The organism is Pseudomonas sp. GW823-FHT06E10 (assembly GCF_058794995.1).
In genome coordinates, this window is the sequence record NZ_JBXAHJ010000010.1 from 62,033 (window position 1) to 76,072 (window position 14,040).

General features: G+C 55.5%; 14 protein-coding genes and 1 pseudogene. 2 read left to right on the forward strand and 13 right to left on the reverse strand.

What is annotated here, in order from left to right; genetic code table 11:
* Nucleotides 1-105 precede the first annotated feature (105 nt).
* Nucleotides 106-327: pseudogene (locus AC1Q6Y_RS17365) on the forward strand (site-specific integrase); the annotation flags it as partial.
* 55 nt (nucleotides 328-382) lie between these two features.
* Here AC1Q6Y_RS17365 and AC1Q6Y_RS17370 read toward each other — a convergent pair.
* The 8 genes from AC1Q6Y_RS17370 to AC1Q6Y_RS17405 form a co-directional block, all read right to left on the reverse strand.
* Entirely contained in the window at nucleotides 383-2,026 is a 1,644-nt protein-coding gene (locus AC1Q6Y_RS17370) for a hypothetical protein (RefSeq protein WP_492624863.1), read from the reverse strand.
* A gap of 383 nt (nucleotides 2,027-2,409) precedes the next feature.
* Entirely contained in the window at nucleotides 2,410-3,549 is a 1,140-nt protein-coding gene (gene rffA, locus AC1Q6Y_RS17375; RefSeq protein WP_079246778.1) for a dTDP-4-amino-4,6-dideoxygalactose transaminase, read from the reverse strand.
* A gap of 14 nt (nucleotides 3,550-3,563) precedes the next feature.
* Entirely contained in the window at nucleotides 3,564-4,316 is a 753-nt protein-coding gene (locus AC1Q6Y_RS17380) for a class I SAM-dependent methyltransferase (RefSeq protein ID WP_407515314.1), read from the reverse strand.
* Nucleotides 4,317-4,333: 17 nt separating this feature from the next.
* On the reverse strand, nucleotides 4,334-5,296 hold the full coding sequence (locus AC1Q6Y_RS17385) for a lysylphosphatidylglycerol synthase transmembrane domain-containing protein (protein ID WP_492624864.1): 963 nt from the start codon (nucleotides 5,294-5,296) through the stop codon (nucleotides 4,334-4,336).
* Nucleotides 5,297-5,433: 137 nt separating this feature from the next.
* Complete coding sequence (locus AC1Q6Y_RS17390; RefSeq protein WP_057715611.1) at nucleotides 5,434-5,670, reverse strand: acyl carrier protein; 237 nt, start codon at nucleotides 5,668-5,670, stop codon at nucleotides 5,434-5,436.
* 295 nt (nucleotides 5,671-5,965) lie between these two features.
* Nucleotides 5,966-6,592, reverse strand: a complete 627-nt coding sequence (locus AC1Q6Y_RS17395) for a hypothetical protein (protein ID WP_492624865.1) — start codon at nucleotides 6,590-6,592, stop codon at nucleotides 5,966-5,968.
* The gene (locus AC1Q6Y_RS17400; RefSeq protein WP_057715609.1) at nucleotides 6,592-7,488 is read right to left on the reverse strand and encodes a DapH/DapD/GlmU-related protein; all 897 of its coding nucleotides are present in this window, start codon (nucleotides 7,486-7,488) and stop codon (nucleotides 6,592-6,594) included. Before AC1Q6Y_RS17400 ends, AC1Q6Y_RS17395 begins: the two co-directional genes overlap by 1 nt.
* A 2-nt stretch (nucleotides 7,489-7,490) precedes the next feature.
* Nucleotides 7,491-8,441, reverse strand: a complete 951-nt coding sequence (locus AC1Q6Y_RS17405) for a glycosyltransferase family 2 protein (RefSeq protein WP_157858931.1) — start codon at nucleotides 8,439-8,441, stop codon at nucleotides 7,491-7,493.
* A gap of 413 nt (nucleotides 8,442-8,854) precedes the next feature.
* On the opposite strand from AC1Q6Y_RS17405, the gene AC1Q6Y_RS17410 reads away from it, so the two are divergent.
* On the forward strand, nucleotides 8,855-9,076 hold the full coding sequence (locus AC1Q6Y_RS17410) for a hypothetical protein (RefSeq protein WP_057715607.1): 222 nt from the start codon (nucleotides 8,855-8,857) through the stop codon (nucleotides 9,074-9,076).
* A 68-nt stretch (nucleotides 9,077-9,144) separates the two neighbouring features.
* On the opposite strand, the gene AC1Q6Y_RS17415 is transcribed toward AC1Q6Y_RS17410, so the two are convergent.
* From AC1Q6Y_RS17415 to AC1Q6Y_RS17435, 5 genes are all read right to left on the reverse strand, one after another.
* On the reverse strand, nucleotides 9,145-9,930 hold the full coding sequence (locus AC1Q6Y_RS17415; RefSeq protein WP_057715606.1) for a transporter substrate-binding domain-containing protein: 786 nt from the start codon (nucleotides 9,928-9,930) through the stop codon (nucleotides 9,145-9,147).
* Between the two features lie 90 nt (nucleotides 9,931-10,020).
* Entirely contained in the window at nucleotides 10,021-10,944 is a 924-nt protein-coding gene (copD, locus tag AC1Q6Y_RS17420; RefSeq protein WP_492624866.1) for a copper homeostasis membrane protein CopD, read from the reverse strand.
* Nucleotides 10,945-10,947: 3 nt separating this feature from the next.
* Nucleotides 10,948-11,331 carry a copper homeostasis periplasmic binding protein CopC gene (gene copC, locus AC1Q6Y_RS17425; protein WP_057715604.1) on the reverse strand — a complete coding sequence of 128 codons (384 nt, stop codon included), beginning with the start codon at nucleotides 11,329-11,331 and terminating at the stop codon, nucleotides 10,948-10,950.
* Between the two features lie 52 nt (nucleotides 11,332-11,383).
* Nucleotides 11,384-12,247: a copper resistance protein B gene (locus tag AC1Q6Y_RS17430; protein WP_492624867.1), complete on the reverse strand. Its 864-nt coding sequence runs from the start codon at nucleotides 12,245-12,247 to the stop codon at nucleotides 11,384-11,386.
* A gap of 10 nt (nucleotides 12,248-12,257) precedes the next feature.
* The gene (locus AC1Q6Y_RS17435) at nucleotides 12,258-13,964 is read right to left on the reverse strand and encodes a copper resistance system multicopper oxidase (RefSeq protein WP_492624868.1); all 1,707 of its coding nucleotides are present in this window, start codon (nucleotides 13,962-13,964) and stop codon (nucleotides 12,258-12,260) included.
* Nucleotides 13,965-14,040: the final 76 nt, after the last annotated feature.

The following is a 14,040-nucleotide window of genomic DNA, read 5'->3' on the forward strand; positions in this document are numbered from 1 at the left end:
GCATTTAGCTACTTCTCATTTGCTACGGTTTACTACGGTTTTTGCTTAATATTGAGTGAGCCTTGCTGCTATGTATCAACGCAAACCACTCGTGTAGCAAAATCCATGGGATCGATCACCGTTCGCAAGCGCAAGGATGGCTCTGCAGCGTACACCGCACAGATCCGCATCATGCAAAAGGGTATGACAGTTTATCAGGAAAGCCAGACCTTCGATCGCAAGACCACGACCCAAGCCCGGCTCAAGCGGCGCGAAGCTGAGCTGGCCGAACCTGGTGCAATTGCCAAGGCCCATCGCAAGGGCGTGACGGTCAAGGAAATGATCGAGCCCCCTCGGCCTCCCGTTTCCGGGGTGCCGAGGGCACTAATGCCGGTAACGCTAGTCAGATCTTGCCGAAATTGACACAGCAGTAGCCCATATCGTCCTTCTCCTGGGCCTGCCGGAATTCATACGGCACCCATTCGCAACGCGTGACCAGGCCTGGGCTATTCAGTCCTTTGAGAAATGGCAGCAGCCTGCCGTTACTCAAGTCGCCACCGTAGCCGATCTCAGACACATAGAGCACGTGGATCGGTTTCTTGTCGCGCAAAAAGGCAAAATATGTCATGTGGTCCACTACGACATTTTCTGCCGACTCCGCAGGAATACCACATGACGCCCCCAGTTTGTTGATTGAATCCAAGTGAAGCTGAGTCCCCAGCACCGGAATCGAAAGTGGCTGCCCGGGCAAGCTCGATTGAGCGAAGGAGGAGTTGCGTGTGATGTCAGGGGTCACGAGGGCTAACAGTGTCACCATCGACGCCATAGACAGCAGCAACAACAGTGAATAGGCGACTAGCGTGGGTATGTTACTCGGCTTCACTGCGCGTCGGGAATGCATCAACAGGGCTGTGATGATGATCGACACAGGCATGAATTGAATGCCTGCATAAAAATTCTGGATGTTGTAAAAAAACGCATTGATCAAATCTGCGCCGACCAACAACAGCGCCAGCACCACAGACGCAGACACTTGGCGGCGAACCACTTGGAACAGAAATACCGGGATGCTTACAACGTGGATTCCGATAATAAACGCGTACAGAAAATAATAAATGGCAAGATTGAGGTACGGCAACTCTTCAAAGCTACCGACCATAGGAGGCAGCCAGCCTGATTGAAAAGTGGCATTAAAGGTCAGATGTATCAACACCCGGTCAGGGAAGCTTATTAAATTATTGTATGCGGCGCTGACAAACTCAGCTGGTGCAGAGAACAGCATACCCGGTAACAATGTGTTGGCCGCCAGCATTTTTTGAATGTTCGGCGCATCCTGACAGCCCGCCAGCGCGCTGAAATAGTGAAAGTTCTGAATGCACAGAACCACGACGAACAGCCACAAGCCATAGCGAATCGCTTTGTGGTACGTTGCCGTCGCGAACCACACGGCCGCTAGCGCGAATGGTGCATAGAACATGCTCTTCGGGTGAGCATAGAAAAATAATGTCAGCAACAATGCAAGCCCAACAGTCATTGCCACCTGCGCGCGCGCAGACTTCTGCTCCTTGAAGAAGAGCGCCAACAAACAAAGCACCAGGATCGGCAGCATCAGAAGTTGTTCAGGGCGCGACAAGACCCACAGATAGGGTAGGACGCCCAGTGAAGCCACCGCCACCAATCCAGCGAAACGCTGAAGAGCCCCTCCAACATCACGCGCCTGCGCCAAGCACCAATACGCGAGCAAGGCAAACCAGATCAGCGATAAAGAAATACCGCTCACTCTCAAGCCAAAAGGACCCAGGTGGGCATAGATCGCCGACAGTAATATACCGGCCGGATAAAATACCCATGAAACTGTCCGCCCTGCAGTTGTTGTGCATTGTGGATAAAGGGTAACCGCATTTCCGTCCTCCAGAAATAGCCGCGCAACCCTGAATTTTGTCATGACTTCATCGGAGTAAACCGGAAGAAATACCCCGCTCAGTAATACAGCAAAGAACAATGCCAGAACAATTATTGGAATTTTATTTGTTAAAACATCTCTCATTCTTCAACACCCAGTCGATTTAAAAATCGATTATTCAAAATTCGTCAGTAAAGGCTTATTAATCGGCGCCAGTGATAGCCCAATCCCAGCATTGAACCTGCATTGTCCCCATTGAACCTGAAAGCTCTCTGGAAACTCCAGGTAAGTCCTCAGATGTGCTGACATGCACTTTGACTACCTGAAGCGAGCCTGTAAAATCACTTCGTTACGCCAGTTCGCCCGGTAAGCCCCCATTTTTAGTACTCGCCAAAAGTAGAGGTCAGGCCACTAGTGTGCTGAGCAGTTAGTTCATTTATCTACTGATAACGATATACCGTGCGTCCAATGTCATGGGTGCAGCTACGCAGTGTGCAGATCAGCAATTGCACGCTGCGTGTTCCTCTTCAGGATATGGCGCGCTGTAGCGAGTCGACGATACCTGCCTGTTGTTCCGTTGTCAGCCCCACCCACAGTGGCAAGCGAATCAAGCACTCCGACAGGGTGTCTGTATTTGTCATCGCGCCATGTTGTCGGCCGTAGCGCAGTCCTGCCGGTGAGGAATGCAGCGGTACGTAATGGAACACCGGGTGGATATTGTCGTGTTTAAGTTTCTCTAGCGTGCGTTGGCGATCGATGCCGGGAGCAAGCAAGACATAGTACATGTGTGCATTGTGTGTGCAATCTGCCGGAATGATCGGGCGGCGTACTGCGCCTGTCGATTCAAGCCCTTCGAGCGCTTGGTGATAGTGGTTCCAGCTGCCCAGGCGATTTTGTGTAATCGACTGTGCCTCTTCCAGCTGCGCCCAAAGAAAAGCGGCGGTCAATTCACCTGGCAGGTAGGAAGAACCGACTTCCTGCCAAGTGTACTTGTCCACTTCACCTCTGAAGAAACGGCTGCGGTCCGTACCTTTCTCCCGAATAACCTCGGCGCGTAATGACAGTGTCGGGTCGTTAACCAGTAGCGCGCCGCCTTCGCCGGATATCACGTTCTTGGTTTCATGGAAGCTATATGCGCCCAGATCACCAATACTGCCCAAGGCTCTTCCTTTATAGGAGGCCATGACCCCCTGCGCAGCATCCTCAACCACGCGGAGACCGTGCCGGCGGGCGATCTCCATAATCGTGTCCATTTCGCATGCGACGCCAGCGTAGTGAACCGGAACGATTGCCTTGGTGCGAGGTGTAATCGCAGCCTCAATCAAGCGTTCGTCCAGGTTCAGTGTGTCTTCTCTGATATCGACAAACACCGGTATTCCACCGCGCAATACAAAAGCGTTGGCAGTGGAGACGAAGGTGTAAGAGGGCATGATGACCTCATCCCCAGGTTCAATATTCAGCAATAGGGCTGACATTTCCAGGGCAGCAGTACAAGAGTGCGTCAACAGTGCCTTTTCGCTGGCGGTGTACTGTTCAAGCCACTGATGGCAACGTCGAGTGAAGGGGCCGTCTCCAGCAAGCTTATTAAGGAACTTTGCTTCTGCAATATAGTAAAGTTCCTTTCCCGTCATGAAAGGGCGATTGAAGGGAATTTTAACGTCGCTCACTGTAGGTCTCCAGATTATTGTTTTTTGGCTAACAGCAAGAGTGAGCCGCCGAGAGGAAAGGTGATGCCTGCCTTCAAAAGGTCAAACTCTATCTTCATAACGAATTCAAGGAGCCGATTGGTCCGGTCAGAAATATCGAACTCGCTGTTTACTTCCGCATTTTTTTGACCGGGGCGCTGTCGTGCCAGCCACATCAAGGAGACGAGCAGGGTGACAAAGGATGTGACGTATTGAACCTCAAGGTCGGCGCGGCCAACCTTGTCGACAAGCTCGCGTCGAGTGTAGCGGCGCACATGACAGGCGCGTTCATCCGCCGCGGACCACAGCCACCGGTGCTGGGGAACGGTCAGCAATAGATGACCATCCTTATGCAGTGCACGGGAAAGGTTCGCCAGTACCTGTTCATCTTCATTGATATGTTCGATGACATCAAAATCGCCAATTACATCAAATCGCGCTGCATCGTTCATGGCGCGCGCGTCCAGCTTTTCAAAGCTTGCGCCGGGCACGCGTCGACGTGCGTGCATCAGGCCTTCATCGAAAAACTCGGTGTAGGTGAGTGTCGTTTCGGGATACTCCTGCTGAATCCCTTCCAGCACAAAGCCGGTACCGCAACCAATCTCCAGGAAATTCCGGATTTTGCCGATGTGAGATTTCAGCACCCAAATGATCACGCGGTTACGGGTGCGAAACCACCAGTGGCGTGCCTCTGCCAGGGCAAGCACCTCAAAGGCGGACTTGGGGAGCGGGGTGCGATCTGGGGGCATCAATCTGGCTCTCTGTTTTAGTTTCTGTCCTGCTGGCGATTTTCCCGAATAGTATCCCACAAGTAAATAAAGCCACCGCAAGTGGCAGGGATCAGGGCCATTAGAGTGTAGTTTGCCAGGGAGGCGCCTACAGCTATATTGGCTGGTACGTCTAGTAGACCATAAAAATAAACAAAAAAACCTTCGCGTACCCCAAGCCCGCCCACTGTTATTGGAACCATGGTCAGGATGGCGATGACTGGATAGAGAGCAAAGTGCTGAATGAAGGGGATGTCATAGCCATAGGCACGAAATACCAAATACACTACCGATATCAGGGATATTTGATAGCAGCAGATAAAAAGCAGGGATGACGTGAGCGCCTGCCGGTAGGGGAAGTTTATCGTGCTGGCATGAAGCTTTTGAATATACATCAGCAATAGAGCAAGTAACGAGTTTTTGACGGTGCGGTGGCTATAAAGTGCATGGATTTTTTTGTTGGTCAATATAATTTGGGTCACTACTGCTATGCTGCTGACGGCACCGACGGTCATGATGAGCAGCGTGTAGTTGTCTGATGCAGGTAAGAAGGGCAAGGCAAAAAGGGTAAAGGTACATAACACCAATAGTCCAATCATGCGCTCAATAATTACCGTACTGCCTGCGGTACCCCGCTTTTTCGGGTGGCGTCGTTCGATGTGAAGCATACGAAAGGCATCCGCTCCCTGTGTTGAGGGTAAAATCAAACCTTGAAATTGAGAGATCAGATTTATTTTCCAGAGGTTTGTTAACGCTTCGTCAATCGAATTGAGCCGCAGGAACACTTGCCAGCGGTTGGCAGAAAAAAAAGAACTCAAAGTGATTGGGATAACAGCAGCCAGCGCAAGGTAGTGCCATGCTGTAATGTCGCTGATTAATGCCGTTAGTTTAAGGTCAAATGTGTGTATGAGAAATGCACAGATAAAAAACGCGATCAACAATTTCAAAAACGTCAAAGGCATGCAGGGTGCTCAACGTAGGAGGGTGAGGCTAACGCTATGTAGATAATAGGCTGGTGAACCCTGTCACGGTCGAGAACGGCATGAGGGAGAGTGAACATACTGTCTGCCTCCCTCCCTTACATGACAAGGGATGTCGGTTATTGCAGTTTTGATTTTATGTAATCGGCCAGGTCATTGATGGATTTAAGGTCTTCAATATCCTCGTCAGGGATCTCGATGGCGTAGTGATCCTGGATAGACAGAATGATGTTGAACATGCCGAGAGAGTCAATGCCCTGGTCGCTCAGGTTGATGTTGTCGCGCAGCGTTGAGGCATCTGCTACAACATCAGCCTGGGAAATAATGTTGATAAGTTGTTCTTTTGTCTGGGGCATGGTTAGTAATTCATCGTATAGGTGTTGAAGTTACCCCGGCCGGTACGTTTGTACTGCGGGAGGGAAGCTTGGTGGCATCGCTGGCAGTTGACGAGGTTGTCTGCAGGCTACTGAGCTGAACGGTGGTCATGTTGCCACACTCCATGCAACAGAGGGGGGCTGCTCTGTTGCCTGCTTCAAAAAGATGCCGCACATTAGCAGCTGTCGAGAGAGGCGTGTAGTGTTGATCGTCGAGCCATAAGCCTCGCTGAACTGGCACCTCGCCTTACTGCAAGGTTCGTGTGCCAGCGGTAGGCTACTCGACCTTGAGGGCGCTGAAGTAGAGCATGCCGATATGTTCTGCCTTGAGCTCAATGCGACTACGGGTCAATCGAGTGCCCAGCGTCTGCTCAAGTGTCAGCCCTACCCCGCTCAAGTCAGAACACGGCGGCCACTTTGGGCTTTCCCAGCGACAGAAGACCCACTGGCTGCCACTGGGTATGCTCAATTCCTTGAGATGCAGTGCCTTGTTCATGGATACCAGCACTTCGATCGGAGAGAAGTCATCTGGCATGGTCGTCAGGGTCACTGACCGATGGGCGGGTGTGAAAACACATTGTTTTTCAACCAGCGACTCGTCGTAAGCACGTCGTGTGTCGGCGCAACCTTCGCCTTGAATCAATTTGCCTTCATGATCAATACCATCGAGTTGAAAGGTGAAGGTAGCGACAGCCTCACCCGGCAATGATCGAGGGGTTGATCTAGGCCACCAGTGACAGGTGAGTAGATGTCTGGTCATTCTACTGATTCTGAAGTCCAGCTTTTCGATCCGTGCGTGCGGTGCGTGGTGAGTGATGGCCTGCATCGTGGCATTGAGCATGTCGGACCCTTGTATGTAGGTTCGTTCGCCTTTGAATCCCAGTGATAGCTCGATGAAGTGCATCACTTTTGTTTCCTGAGGTGGGCTGTCATGTTAGCCCTGTGATTGATTGCGAAGTTTCCAGAAACGACGCCGTTTGGGGCGATGTCGCCGATGACAACCGAGCCCATTTTTATTTGTACCGCGTCGCCAATCACAAGGCCCTGTGCGATGGAGCAAGAGGCGCCAACCCATGCGCCGGTCCCCAGGCGTGTGCGTCCTGCAATAACGGTATTGCCAGAAATCACAGAGTTCTTGCCAATCACGGCGCCATGACCAATGTTGGTCATGATGCCGATCTGGCAATTTTCGCTGATGGTTGTCGGCTGCTGGAACAAGGACCTGGCGATTACTGCGCCAGCAAGTATCTGGCAACCCGATTCAATGCGTACACCGCCCTGATGTTTAACCACCATCAGCGTGCCGTTGTCGTTGCGTAGCGTGATCAAGCCTTCGGCGCCTACAACGGCATTTGAACCGATGTAGACATTGTCTCCGATCTCGACAGGGCCTTCGATCACCACATTTGCTGAAATTTCGACATTGTTACCCAGTGTGGCCAGTGGCGAGATAACGGCGCTGGGGTGCAGCGTGCAATTGTCGCCGATGCGCGGTGCTTGCGCAGCTGCGCACTTTGTCTCTTCACTCAAACGGTTGTAGAGGCGGAAAAAAGAGGTGCGTGGGTCGGCACAGAATACAATTGATTTTTCAGTCGCTAACTCTTCATTTTTTAAACTTTCGGGGCACAAGGCACACGCGACGTTGGGCGTAGCCAAAGCCTTTTGCAAATAGTGCAAGTTCTGACAGTACACCAGTGCGCCTGGTGTTTGCGCATCGATTTCGTCGAGGTGTGCAAAGACCCCATTGTTTAAAATGTGTTCAGCAGGGAAATAATCCACGACGCGGTAAGCGGATGTCATCTTTACTCCACATGCTCTTCAATAATGGGGAATTGACTAAGGTGGGTTGCATTTTCGACCAGTCTTCCGAGGTACTCGCCTTGCACACCTAGTGCCAGAAGGATGTTACCGGCGAGGAATGACAGCAAGATCGCGAGCGATGCCCAGCCTGGCACTATTTGATCGGTCAGGAGGGTGCGCAGCAGAACATACATAGCGAATAAAATGCTCGACGCGCTGACCAAAAAGCCCCAGATCGACACGTAGCGAAGTGGTAACAGGGAGTAATTGACGATAAGGAACGAAAGCGTTTTGAACATCTTGCCAAGGGTATAAGTGCTTGGGCCGCCATCGGCGCGCGGCGCGTGGCGAATGCTCACGTTCGCCATCATGCTGACGGGCACCGAATTAAAAAGCATCGCGGCGATATGTGGGTGTGAGCCCTGATATCTGGCGAGCTGTCTTGCCACCTGTTGACTCATGGCCCTGTAGCTCGAGAGGCTGAAACCGGTCGGTTTGCCCATGACCTTGCTAACCAGTTTCTGGTTGATGCGCGAAGCCATGTTGCGCCAGGCGCTGTGCTGTTTTTCAGCCATCGGGATCTTTCCGATGACGACATGCTTGCCGGCTTGAAGTTGATCAATAAACAGAGGGAGGTCTTCGGGGAAGCACTGCAGGTCATCGTCGATTGTCACGACACAGCGTTTGCAGGCATAGCCGATGCCGCACAACGTAGCATGTTGTTGCCCCTTGTTCTTCGCGAAGCGAACGACTTTGACTCTGCGGTCTTGTTCGTGCAGTGCCAGAGCGGCAAGCCACGTCTGGTCCGGGCTCGCGTCATCGACAAGAATAATCTCCCAGTCGTCGCAAATCTGATCAAGAGTCGCGCGCGCGCGTTCGTAAAATTGCGGGAGCGTACTTGCGCTTTTATAAACGGGTACCACCAAGCTTACTGAGACGGTTTTATCAATCACCTTGAGCCTCATCCTGATCATTCGATTGTGCGATGACGCATACTGATAACGCGTCCTGCCTGGATTTTACAGGCTTGTAGAGTTGTTGTTTGCTACTTGGCATCACGTGCAGAGGGGGGAGGGTATGCTATATGCCAACCGATTGGTAATCCTCAGGGAACCGGCCACCGAACACATGAACTACATTACTGCTCATGTAAAGTGGGCCATCAGGCTCTACCAGCCGCCAGGCGTCGGACAACTGTGTACAGGGCACCGAACGAAGGCGGCTGTGCGCGGGGGCACTTTCGGGTGCGCCGGGCTCCTGAACCAACGCTGTCATCCCACAAAGTTTCACGTTGTCCGGCACAGACGAAGCATAGGCTGACCGCCAAAGGTCACGTCCCCGCGCCTCAACCCTCAGGAATAAAAAAATGATCGCAACCCTCGTCAAAGTCTCGCTGCTTGCCGGTGCTTTGTTGTTGAGCGCCTGTTCGGGTGTGAGTTCTCATCGTGATTATTCCGCCGACTCGGTGCAGCCAGCCGGGTTTGGCCCGGGGCCGACCAGCAGCAATCCCGACAAGATGAATTTCCATGGCAGTGCGCTCGGCAATAGCTTCGGCGAGTACGGCTCAGGTTTGCTGCACGACGATTGATACGCGCTCCGCAATGAAGAAGGGCGCTCCTTTGGGGGCGCCCTTTGTTGTGCGTAAAAAACGATCCGTTACTTGGCGTCAGGCACCGCCAGCCATTGGCGCAGAATCTTCTGGTAGTTGCCTGTCGCCTTGGCCAGGTGCAGCCACTGATCGACGTACAGCTTCCAGGTGATGTCGTCGCGGGGCAGCAGGTAGGCTTTTTCGCCGTATTGCATGTAGTGCGTGGGGTTGACCGCGCACAGGCCCGGTTTCAGCTTCTGCTGATACAGCGCCTCGGATGCGTCGGTGATCATCACGTCGGCTTTTTTATCCAGCAGTTCCTGAAAGATGGTCACGTTGTCGTGCAACTTCAATTGCGCCTTGGGCAGGAAGGCGTGGACGAAGGCTTCGTTGGTACCGCCGGCGGGTTCGACCAGGCGAACCGTTGGCCGGTTGATCTGTTCGACGGTCTGGTACAGCGCCTGGTCTTCGCAGCGCACCAGCGGGATTTTGCCGTCGACGTCCAGGATGCTGCTGAAGAAGGCTTTTTTCTGCCGTTCCAGGGTGACCGAGATGCCGCCCATGGCGATGTCGCACTTGCCGGCGAGCATGTCGGGCATCAGGGTTTTCCAGGTGGTGGGCACCCACTCGACCTTGACGCCAAGGCTGTCGGCCAGGGCGCGGGCCATGGCGATGTCGATGCCGGAGTATTCGCCGTCCTCGGCTTTGAGGGTGTAGGGCTTGTAGTCGCCGGTGGTGCAGACGCGCAGTTGTCCCTGTTGCATGACGCTGTCCAGATGCGAAGGTTCTGCCTGGGCGCCAAGGGAGAGTGCGAGCAAGCCGCCGAGCATCATTGCTCTTTTGATTTTCGTCATTGTTATCGGGCTTTTGTGCTGGAGTGGTTTTGAAAGGGGAGTGTAGTGAAACTTTCACCAGTGTGAAAAATCAACGCCCCTGAAGATGACTCATTCCACTTCCGGGCTCAACGTACCCAGCCACGCCACCAACCCCACAATCAATATCGCCGCGGCCATTTCCACCAATACACTGCGCCGAAGTGCATGGGCTGCCACGCGATACTGGCCCTCTCGCAACGACCGCTCCAGCAAGGGGCCAAGATAAAAGCGGTTCAGCGCCGCCAACACCAGCATCCCGGCAAACAGCAGTACTTTGATCGCCAGCAAAATTCCGTAGTGGCTGAGTAAAACCTCATCGAGTTTCGGCCCGACAATGAAGAGGTAGTTCACCACGCCCGTCACGGTGATGATCACAACGACCAGCGCACCGACAAGCTCAAATCGCCTGACTGCGTGAGCCAGCAACCGTATGTGCGCTTCGGTTTGCAGGGCCCGGGGTTGCGCCATCAACGCAAACGCCAGCAACGCGCCGAGCCAGACACCCGCCACCAACAGGTGCAGGATGTCTGTAGCGAAATGCCAATAACGACGACTGCCTTCGTCCATGGCGCCATGCCCGCTCCAGGCCAGGCTGGCGAGGGCGATGCCGCCGGCCGTGGCGGCGATCACCAGGCTGATGCCGGGTGCGCGTGGGTTGAGCATCAACGCCAAACCCGCGACCGCTAATGCAATCATCCGCACGGCCCAGGCCAACCCGACGTCTGTCTCGAACAGCATCATTTCGAGGTGAGGGCGCAACTCGGTAACGTCTGATTCACCGCTCATGACGCGGACCATCAGCACCATGCCGGCGATGGACAGCAGCGCGCCGAGCCCGGCTGTTCCCGTCAATAGCCGGCGAAAGGGCAAGACTGTCCCGGATAGCCGTTCCTGTCCCTTGAAGCTGTAGAGCCCGAACAGCGCCACGCCAAACAACAACATCAAATCCACATACAACACAAACCGCAGCACGACGTTGGCCGAGTCGCTCATCGATCATTTCACTTTGAAGGTGACGTTGCCGGTGATCGGGTGGGTGTCCGACGACACCGCGCGCCATTCGACCTTGTAGGTACCGGCAGCCAAGGGCGCTGCCGGGATGATGAACATGGTCTTCGGATCGCTGCCGCCGCTGACTTTGGCCTTGACCGGCATCGGGGCGTGGGCCATGCCGGCCATTTCGGTCATCAGCAGTTTGGCGCCGGAAAACTGGGTGACGAGGTTTTCGGAAAAGTGCAGTTCGATCTTGTCGGGTGATGCACCTTCTACGCCTTCCGCCGGGGTGGAAGAGAGTAGTTTGGGGTGCGCTTGAGCGAGGGTGCTAACTAGCAGGCCGCTGAGCAACGCGACTGCGATAGCGGTGGGTTTGAAGATGCGCATGCAAGGTCCTTTACCGCTCGAAGCGGTTGTTGTTGGTTTTGGGTGAGTCTGTTCAGAACCACATCCGAACACCGAGCACGAGGCGGGTTTCGCTGCGGTCCTCGCCTTCGTCGTTGGCGTAGTCGGCGGTGTTGCCATAGGTGCGGTTCCAGGTCACGCCGAGGTAGGGCGCGAATTCCCGGCGGATTTCGTAGCGCAGGCGCAAACCAGCCTCGGTGTTGGATAGCCCCGCGCCGATGCCCCGTTGCGGATCGTTTTTGCCGTAGGCGTTGAGCTCGACGGTTGGCTGCAGGATCAGCCGATTGGTCAGCAGGATGTCGTAGTCGCCTTCCAGCCGCACGGCGCTCTGACCGCCTTCGCCGATGAAGGCCGTGGCTTCGGCCTCGAAGTTGTACAGCGCCATGCCTTGTACGCCGAATGCGGCCCAGGTTTGCGGGGCACCGGGTTTGAAGTCCTGGCGCACGCCGCTGACGACGTCCCACCATGGGGAAATGGCGTGGCCCCACAGGGCCTGGATTTCCGCGTCCTTGGTCACGCCGTTGGTGCGCTCGCCTTCGGAGCGCAGCCACAGGCGATCAATGTCACCGCCGACCCAACCGGACAAATCCCAGGCCAGGGTGCTGCCGTCATCGGCGTCCTGCCATTCCAGTTTGTCGGCGAGGAAAAAGGAGTTGAGCGTGCTGTCATGTACGTGGTGGCCGGCGGGATCGGCATACACCGCAGCGCGATCGGCATCGGTCAGCACCGGGATCGGCGTGCGGCTTTCGCTGGGGGCGGCGGGCTGCATCTGGCCCTCGTCCATGCCTTGCATCTGGCCGTGGTCCATCTGGCTGTGATCCATGCCTTGCATGTCATCGCTGGCGGCCATTGCCGTCGAGGTCACGAGTGCGAAAAAAACCGGGGTGAATCGAATCATGGGGCGCACCTCATTCTTCCACGCGAACTTCACGGAACATGCCCATTTCCATGTGGTACAGGAGATGGCAGTGATAGGCCCAGCGGCCGAGCGCATCGGCCGTAACCCGATAGCTGCGCCGGGAACCCGGTGGCATGTCGATGGTGTGTTTGCGCACCATGAACTGGCCGTTCTCGTCTTCGAGATCGCTCCACATGCCATGCAGGTGGATGGGGTGCATCATCATCGTGTCGTTGACCAGTACGATCCGCAGTCGCTCGCCGTACTTGAGGCGCAACGGCTGTGCATCAGAGAACTTCACGCCGTTGAACGACCAGGCGAATTTTTCCATGTGGCCCGTCAGGTGCAGCTCCAGGGTGCGGCCAGGCTCGCGGCCGTCCGGGTCTTCGAAGGTGCTGCGCAGGTCGGAGTAGGTGAGTACGCGGCGCCCGTTGTTGCGCAGGCCCATGCCGGGGTCGTCGAGTTTCGGTGAGGTGGACATGGCTTGCATGTCCACCAGCGGGTTGTCGGTTTCCGAGGCCGGGTGGGACTGCATGCCGGGCATATCGCCCATGGCCATGTTGCTGTGATCCATGCCCGCCATGCTGCCGTGGTCCATGCCGCCCATGCCCATGTCATCCATGGTCACCAGGGGGCGCGGGTCCAGTGGCGGCAGCGGCGCAACCAGTCCTGTCTTCACCGCCAGGGTGCCCTGTGCGTATCCGGTGCGATCCATCGCCTGGGCGAACAGGGTGTAGGCCGCTTCGGTCGGTTCGACGATAACGTCGAAGGTTTCCGCCACGGCGATGCGAAACTCGTCGACGCTCACGGGTTTGACGTACAGGCCATCGGCGGCGACCACAGTCATTTTCAGGCCGGGGATGCGCACGTCGAAGTAGGTCATGGCCGAGCCGTTGATGAAGCGCAGCCGCAGCTTTTCTCCGGGGCGGAACACCCCGGTCCAGTTCGAATCCGGTGCCTGGCCGTTCAACAGGTAGGTGTAAGTGGCGCCGCCGACGTCCGCCAGGTCGGTGGGGTTCATCTTCATCTCGGCCCACATTTTGCGATCGGCGACGGCTGGCCCCCAGCCTTTTTCGCTGACGTCGTGGATGAAGTCGCCCACGGTGCGTTTGTTGAAGTTGTAGTAATCGGACTGTTTTTTCAGCGTCTTCATCAGGCCGACCGGGTCTTCGTCGGTCCAGTCGCTGAGCATCACGACGTAGTCGCGGTCGTACTGGAACGGCTCCGGATCTTTGGCGTCGATCACCAGCGGGCCGTAGACGCCGGATTGTTCCTGAAACCCCGAATGGCTGTGATACCAGTAGGTGCCGTTCTGGCGCACCGTGAATTGGTAGACGTACATGCCGCCGGGTTCGATGCCCTTGAAGCTCAGCCCCGGCACGCCGTCCATGTTGGCCGGCAGCAAGATGCCGTGCCAGTGAATGGACGTGCTGTCCTTGAGTCTGTTGCGCACCCGCAGCGTCACCGTATCGCCTTCACGCCAGCGCAGCAGCGGGCCGGGGATGCCGCCGTTGATGGTCATCGCGGTGCGTGGGCTGCCGCTGAAGTTGACCGGGGATTCGCCGATGAACAGGTCGAATTCATTACCGGCCAACACCTGCGGTTCGCCGGGACTGCTGATTGCCCAGGCCGGCGTGCGCCATAACCCGAGGCCGCCGAAGAGCCCGCCGATGGCCAGGCCTTTGACGAAGGTGCGTCTTGAAGTGTGGGAGTGCATGCCGTCTGTTCCGCCCGTCAGCCTGTTGAACTTGTCGATGAGGCTAGCAGGCGGTGCCTTTCAGCTGGCTGAGGCG